This window comes from Halomonas sp. DP5N14-9 (assembly GCF_019802175.1).
In the GTDB taxonomy this organism is placed as follows: Bacteria; Pseudomonadota; Gammaproteobacteria; order Pseudomonadales; family Halomonadaceae; genus Halomonas; species Halomonas litopenaei.
The window spans coordinates 406130-412798 of the sequence record NZ_JAHVHR010000024.1 but is presented as its reverse complement, the minus strand read 5'-3'; the positions used below and the strand labels follow the sequence as shown (position 1 = coordinate 412798).

Here is a 6669-nt window from a genome sequence, read left to right as displayed (position 1 = left end):
AAGAGACGGTGTCAGCATCGGATCATCCATGAGCAAAAGCTGCTAGATGACCACATAAGCTCCTACTGGTAAAGCGCTACGAAGCCCGTCGTAGCGCGGTTTTTCATGCGTTTTCCCTGGAGGTAGAAGTGAGGCGCATCAAGGCGCAGGTTCGATTGACGTTTCGACCGATGATGCGTCAGTATGGCTCTGAAACCCCTCAAGACCGCCGTCATAGCTAGGGTGATTGATGTCTGCAGTCGAACTAGAGCACAGTAGTCATGCTGACAGTTCTCTCATGCTACTGGGCGATGGAGCGTAGCGAGTGACCTTCACGCATCAGCACGACGGTGGTGGCACGTTATTCAGCAGTAAGATGCTGGTTGCAATGAATCATAGCAATAGCCATTCGACTCAATGCGGAGCTGTCCGGCTGCCTCGCACGCTATTGTGCCGATCACGGTGCACTGTTGACACACTACTCCAGCGACTACGTCTATCCAGGTGATGGCATTCGGGCCTGGACGGAAGATAGTCCAACCGTCCCTTTATCTTGCTACGGCCAGTCCAAGCTTGCAGGCGACGAGGCGGTGCTTGAGAGCAGATGCGCGGCACAAATCTTCCGGACCAGTTGGGTCTATAGCGCCAGAGGCGGCAACTTCATGAAGACCATGCTGCGTCTGGGACGGGAGCGGTCGTCCCTGGCAATTGTCGACGACCAGGTGGGCGCACCGACACCCGCACGCCTGATTGCTGACGTCACCTTGCATGCGTGGCAAGTCTACCGCTCTCGTCCCGAACTGACCGGGCTCTACCATCTGGCGCCCCGGGGCTTCCTCTCCTGGTATGACTTTGCTCGAGAGATTTTTCGCCTCGCTCGTCTGGACGGACTTCCTCTCATGTTCTGCGACGACCAGCTGCCTCGCCTGGCGACGAAGGACTATCCCACACCAGCAAAGCGTCCATCCAACTCTCGGCTGTCGGTCTCTCGTCTTGAGAACGCCTTCGACATCCTGATCGATCAGGTGTTGCAACTCATCAAAGATACCGCCCTCATACCCTCAACATTTACTGCTCGGGCCTACATTCGCAACATGCATCTTTAATGCTTCCATCAACTTGCGCTGGCTTTTATAACTTCCGTGAACTAGTCGAACGTCATCGACTTTCTGACCAGGCTGTGAAACAAATTCGATCAAGTTCTGCTGATCAGCATGCGCTGAGAACCCCGAAACGCTCTTGACGAAGGCATGCACCGCTATGCTCTGTCCGTCGACAACGACTTCGCTTCCACGTTTCGCTCGCTGAATCAGCCTTCCAGGCGTACCCTCAGCCTGATATCCAACAAACAATACAATGTGGCGAGAATCATAAAGGAGTCGCTTCAAGTAGTTGACCACCCTACCCCCGGTGGCCATCCCGCTGGCGGCGATGACGATGGCCCAGGTGTTGGTGGTGGCGAGGTGCTCGACCATGTCGAGATGGTCGTCGTGGCCATCTACACTGATGAGGCCATCGAAGCTGAGGGGGTGGCGGCCTTGGTCGAGCCGCGCCTTGGCTTCACTGTCCCACCAGGGCTTGAGGTCTCGGTATACTTCGGTGAAGCGTGCAGCCAGCGGTGAATCGACGATGATCAGGGGACGCTCGCCTTTCTCTTCTTCCTGTCGCTCGTGCAGAAGGGTCTCGATTTCGTAGAGCAGCTCCTGCGTACGGCCGATGCTGAAGGCTGGAATGACCACGCTACCGCCCTCGCGCTGTGCACGATAAATCATTTCCTTGAGCTGTGCGCGCCGCGTCCTGCGGCCTTCATGCCTTCTATCGCCGTAGGTACTCTCAAGCACCAGGACGTCTGCCCGCTCCAGCGGAGTGGGGTCCGGCAACAGCGGAGTGTCGGGCGGCCCGAGGTCCCCCGAGAAGACGTAGCGATTATCCAGACTCGTGCGCTCGTCCTCAACATCAATTTCGACGTATGCTGAACCGAGTATATGCCCCGCGTTCTGTAGACGCACCTTGACCTTGTAACGCTCATCGTTTAGCAGGGTTTTCCAAGCACCATAGGGACTTGGATCAAGATGCATCTCAACGGTATCAAGAAACCGCTCGATTAGCCTGCGGTCGCGGGTGAAGCCAATCTTGAGGGCATCCTCGATCACCAGTGGCAGCAGCCGCGCACTCGGCGGGGTGCAGATGATGGGGCCTTTGAACCCTGCTGCCATCAGGTAGGGCAGCCGACCGATATGGTCGATATGGACATGGGTCACCACCAAAGCGATGACGTCGTCGACCGGAAATTCGATCTGGTGACGTTCAAAGCTAGACTGGCCCTTGAGGTCTTCTCCCTGAAACAGGCCGCAATCGATCAAGATGGCATGGTCAGGTGATATCTGGAGACGGTGACAGCTTCCGGTGACGCCATCGGCGCCACCATGGTGGATAATACTAGGGCCATTCAAAGTGATATCCCCCTTTACTCGGCAGGTACCAACTTTTCAGTCTCGAGATCGACTCGACCCAATAGCGCGTATCAAGTCCAAGAGGCTTGACTGACTACAATGTCGAGGCATCGACAAGCTCCGGAATATCGAGCGAAATTGGGTCATCAGCATCGGCATAGTCCGAATTGGCCGGCGCCGCTTCTAGCGAACCCTCTGCGTCAGTTGTCGGTGCAGTGTACGAGACCTTCGTACCGTCGCATGCACTCCAGGCATATTCAGCATCCAGCGCTGGCGCTGTCTTATCCGCCGTTCCTAGCGTTCCACTGACCGACAAAGCCGTCCTCGCAGCTGCCAGCTCTTCCTTGCAGGCATTTACCGCGGCGCGCTTCTGAAAATTGGTGTACTGCGGTATGGCGATGGCTGATAGCAGTCCAATGATGGCCACCACTACCAGCAGTTCTATCAGGGTAAAGCCGCCCTGCCCTGCCGGTGTCACGGTTCCGCTCTTTGCTGCATTGCTGGTGCTGACGCTGCTGCTGATGCCTTCCATGTCTGATGCTCCCTGTTGGCTTCTTGCTGTTTCACGGTGGCGTGCTGACTGAACGGTGGTGCGGCGTGGTGAAAATGGCGCTTAGCCAGGCCATCAATTTCGCATCACCGCCCTCCCGAGGTTCAAGGCATCTTACGCGGCGCTGAGAGCGCGCCTGAGGCTTTTGCGCCCAAACCTTGATGCCGATTCGGGTTTGGATGACAAAACCGTCTGCAGGGCCTCTATGGGCGTTCTGTCGAGGGGTAAACTGACCGCTCGTATGAGGATGTCACCAAGGGGAGCTATCGGGCCGATTGTCAGGCTCGCTTCCAGGGAGGGTGCTGTGCCGTTTGATCAGGGGTTCAATGGCTTGCCGCAAGGGCCAAACAGCGGATTGGGCCAACGTCTGGTGTCACTGGGGTTATTGAGCCTTCCGGCGGCGCTGCGCGCCGAGCGGGAGGCTCAGGACAGCCACAGCACGCTGTTGCGCTACCTGGTCGAGCATGAGCTGGTCAGCGTCGGCCCGGCGACGCGGGCGGCCGCGGACGAGTATGACCTGCCGTTTGTCGACCTGCAGGAACATGAGCTGGACGAACTACCGGCGCTATCTCACTTCCCCGAAGCCCTGCTGCGCGAGCATTCGGTGCTGCCGCTTAGCCTCGATGAGCATCAGCTGCACGTGGCGGTGCCCTACCCTTCGACCCTCGCCCGTCTGGGTGAGCTTCAGTTCGTCACCGGCAAGAGCTTGAAGCCGGCGCTGGCGCCGCTGGACCAGATTCGCGTGCTGCTTGACGCCTACCTGGGCGTCGATCATCCCGATGATGGCGACATCACCGCCGCCCTGGGCGCGCTTGGCGCCTCAGGCGGGAACAGTACGGGCGCCGACGAGCGTACGGGCAAGACGCTTCAGTCGCGGCAGTCTGGGCTGGTGTCGGGTCTGGCGTCGGCTCTGGCTTCTGACCCGGGCGCGGCTTTCGACACTGAACAGGACGCTAGCCTGGATGAGGAGCTCCATGCCGGGCTGGGTTCCGGGCTGAGCTCCAGCCTGAACGACCAGGCCGATGACGCCCCGGTGGTGAAGTTCGTCAACACCATTCTGCGTGACGCGGTCAGAAAACGTGCCTCGGACATCCACTTTGAGCCCTTCGAGGAGTCCTTTCGGGTGCGTTTTCGCATCGACGGCCTGCTCCACGAAGTGGCCCAGCCGCCACTTAACCTGCGCGGGCGCATCGCCTCGCGCCTCAAGGTGATGGCGCGGATGGACATCTCGGAACGTCGGCTGCCCCAGGACGGCACCATCAAGGTCCAGCTCGACGATGGCGAGGACATCGACTTCAGGGTCAACTCGCTGCCTACCGTCTACGGCGAGAAGATCGTGCTCAGGCTGCTGGGCTCCAGGTCGGCGCGCCTGGGTATCGAGCAGCTCGGCTTTTCGCCGGACCAGCGCCGGCTGTTCGAGACAGCGCTGACAAGCCCCCAGGGAATGATCCTGGTCACCGGCCCCACCGGCAGCGGCAAGACGGTGACGCTGTACACCGGCATCCATCAGCTCAACGCTGTCGAGCGCAATATCTGTACCGCCGAGGACCCGGTGGAGATCAAGCTGCCGGGCATCAATCAGGTCAATGTGGCACCGCGCATTGGCCTGGACTTCGCCAATGCACTGCGTGCCTTTCTGCGCCAGGATCCGGACGTGGTGATGGTCGGCGAGGTGCGCGACCGGGAAACCGCCGAGATCGCCATAAAGGCTGCCCAGACCGGCCATCTGGTGCTGTCCACGCTGCACACCAACTCCGCCGCCGACACCCTGTCGCGGCTGGCGAACATGGGCATCGAAGCCTTCAATATCGCCAGCGCCGTCAGCTTGATCGTTGCCCAACGCCTGGCCAGGCGCCTGTGCAGTCAGTGTCGATCCCCCGTCACCCTTCCCGCCGAGGTGCTCACGCAACAGGGCCTGACCCAGGCCGAGGCCGACACCGCCCAGCTGTACGAGGCCGTGGGCTGTCGTCACTGCACCCAGGGCTACAAGGGTCGGGTCGGGCTGTTCGAGGTGGTGCCGGTGGACCAGCGCATGCGCCGGCTGATTCTGGAAGGAGGCAGCGCCGATGACTTCGACGCCCTGGCCCGTGCTCAGGGCTACCCGAACCTTCGTCGCAGCGGCCTGGATCGGGTGCTCGAAGGCGTGACCAGCCTGGCCGAGGTCTGCCGCATCACCGCCGCATGAGACCGCCGCCCTTCCCTCCACCACTTGAGTCCACCGACACGTGCCCTTTCGTCATCGTTCGCCTTCTGCGGCTCCGCCTGCCTCTTCGCCCCTATCGTCGTCCTCGCCGGCCTCGCCTCCTGGCCCCGCTGGGCAGGTGGGTGGCTACACGCCCAACGCGACACAGGGGGAAGCCACCTCTTCTTCCACCGCTGGAACGGGGGCCCGGCCTGACTACAGCCATCTTCCAAACGGGCCAAGCGGGAAAAGCGGGGCACGCGAGCCCCCGCGCAGCGCACGCCGCTCTGCCCCCCGGCACCCACGCCAGAGGTGCTGGCACTGGAAGGGCGAGGATCGCCAGGGCCAGCGGCGTAGCGGAGTACTGCTGGCAACCGGCCGTCCCGAGGCCCAGCGCCAGTTGCATCAGCTTGGCGTTGTCCCGCGCAAGCTGCGCCAGGGCGGCACGCTTGCGCGCTTCGAGCGTCAGATATCGCCCCGGGATCTCACCCTGTTCTCACGCCAACTGGCGACCCTGCTGACCGCCGGCGTGCCGTTGCTGCAGGCCTTTCACGTGCTGGGCGAAAGCCTTTCAAAGCCAGCCATGCGGCTAGTCGTTCAGGCACTGGGCATGGACGTCAGCGCCGGGGCCAGCCTGGCCCAGGCACTATCCCGCCACCCGCATACCTTCGATGCGCTGTACGTCAACCTGGTCGCCGCAGGGGAGCAGTCGGGTACGCTGGAACGCATGCTCGAGCGCCTTGCCGGTCATCTGGAAAAGCGCGAGCGCCTGAAGGCGCGGGTGCGCAAGGCGCTGTGGTATCCCTCCACCGTGGTGGCGGTGGGTATCGCGGTCAGCGCGATCCTGCTGATCAAGGTGGTGCCCCAGTTCGAGCAGATGTTCGAGGGCGTCGGGGCGAGCCTGCCTCCGCTGACGCGCCTGACCATCGAGCTCTCGGAGTTCGCCCAGCAGTGGTGGCTGGTGCTGTTGGGAAGCGCAGGTGTGATGGGCGGTGCGGCGAAATGGTGGATCAAGCGCTCGGCCAGGGCGCGCTTCGGCGCTCACGGCCTGGCGCTCAGACTACCGGTGGTGGGGGCGATTCTGGAGAACGCTTCGGTGGCACGCTTCTGTCGTACCCTGGCCACCGCCTTCGCCGCTGGCGTGCCCTTGGTGGAAGCGCTGAAGACCGCCGCCGGCGCTTGCGGCAATGACGTCTACCGACAGGCGGTGGCGGCAGTGCAGAACGAGGTCGCCAGTGGCCAGCGACTTCACCTGGCGATGCGGGCGACGCGGCGATTCCCGCCACTGGCACTGCAGATGGTGGCCATCGGCGAGGAAGCCGGCGCCCTGGACAGCATGTTGACGCGGGTAGCAGACCACTTCGAGCGCGAGGTGGACGATCGCGTCGACACCCTGACAAGCCTCTTGGAGCCGCTGATCATCGTGGTACTGGGCGTGGTGGTGGGCGGCCTGGTGCTGGCGATGTATCTGCCGATCTTCCAGTTGGGCAACGTCATCTGACCAA

At 61.8% G+C, this 6669-nt stretch carries 5 protein-coding genes; 3 read left to right on the top strand and 2 right to left on the bottom strand.

All coding sequences use genetic code 11. The annotated features are described in order from the left end of the window. Positions 1–371 precede the first annotated feature (371 nt). Positions 372–1085, top strand: a complete 714-nt coding sequence (locus KUW00_RS14755) for an SDR family oxidoreductase (RefSeq protein ID WP_222569435.1) — start codon at positions 372–374, stop codon at positions 1083–1085. On the opposite strand, the gene KUW00_RS14750 is transcribed toward KUW00_RS14755, so the two are convergent. Then, the gene (locus KUW00_RS14750) at positions 1041–2432 is read right to left on the bottom strand and encodes an MBL fold metallo-hydrolase (protein ID WP_261392199.1); all 1392 of its coding nucleotides are present in this window, start codon (positions 2430–2432) and stop codon (positions 1041–1043) included. The two genes, KUW00_RS14755 and KUW00_RS14750, sit on opposite strands and share 45 nt — an antisense overlap. 94 nt (positions 2433–2526) lie before the next feature. Further along, positions 2527–2964 carry a prepilin-type N-terminal cleavage/methylation domain-containing protein gene (locus KUW00_RS22565; protein ID WP_222569419.1) on the bottom strand — a complete coding sequence of 146 codons (438 nt, stop codon included), beginning with the start codon at positions 2962–2964 and terminating at the stop codon, positions 2527–2529. A gap of 322 nt (positions 2965–3286) precedes the next feature. Between KUW00_RS22565 and pilB the strand changes: the two genes are divergently transcribed. Both pilB and KUW00_RS14735 read left to right on the top strand, forming a co-directional pair. Further along, entirely contained in the window at positions 3287–5167 is a 1881-nt protein-coding gene (gene pilB, locus KUW00_RS14740; protein ID WP_315901160.1) for a type IV-A pilus assembly ATPase PilB, read from the top strand. Positions 5168–5564: 397 nt separating this feature from the next. Further along, positions 5565–6665 carry a type II secretion system F family protein gene (locus tag KUW00_RS14735; RefSeq protein ID WP_261392198.1) on the top strand — a complete coding sequence of 367 codons (1101 nt, stop codon included), beginning with the start codon at positions 5565–5567 and terminating at the stop codon, positions 6663–6665. Positions 6666–6669: the final 4 nt, after the last annotated feature.

What these genes read in the sequence shown, in the direction of transcription:
- KUW00_RS22565 (WP_222569419.1), bottom strand. Translation starts at nt 2,964, where the DNA reads ATGGAAGGCATCAGCAGCAGCGTCAGCACCAGCAATGCAGCAAAGAGC.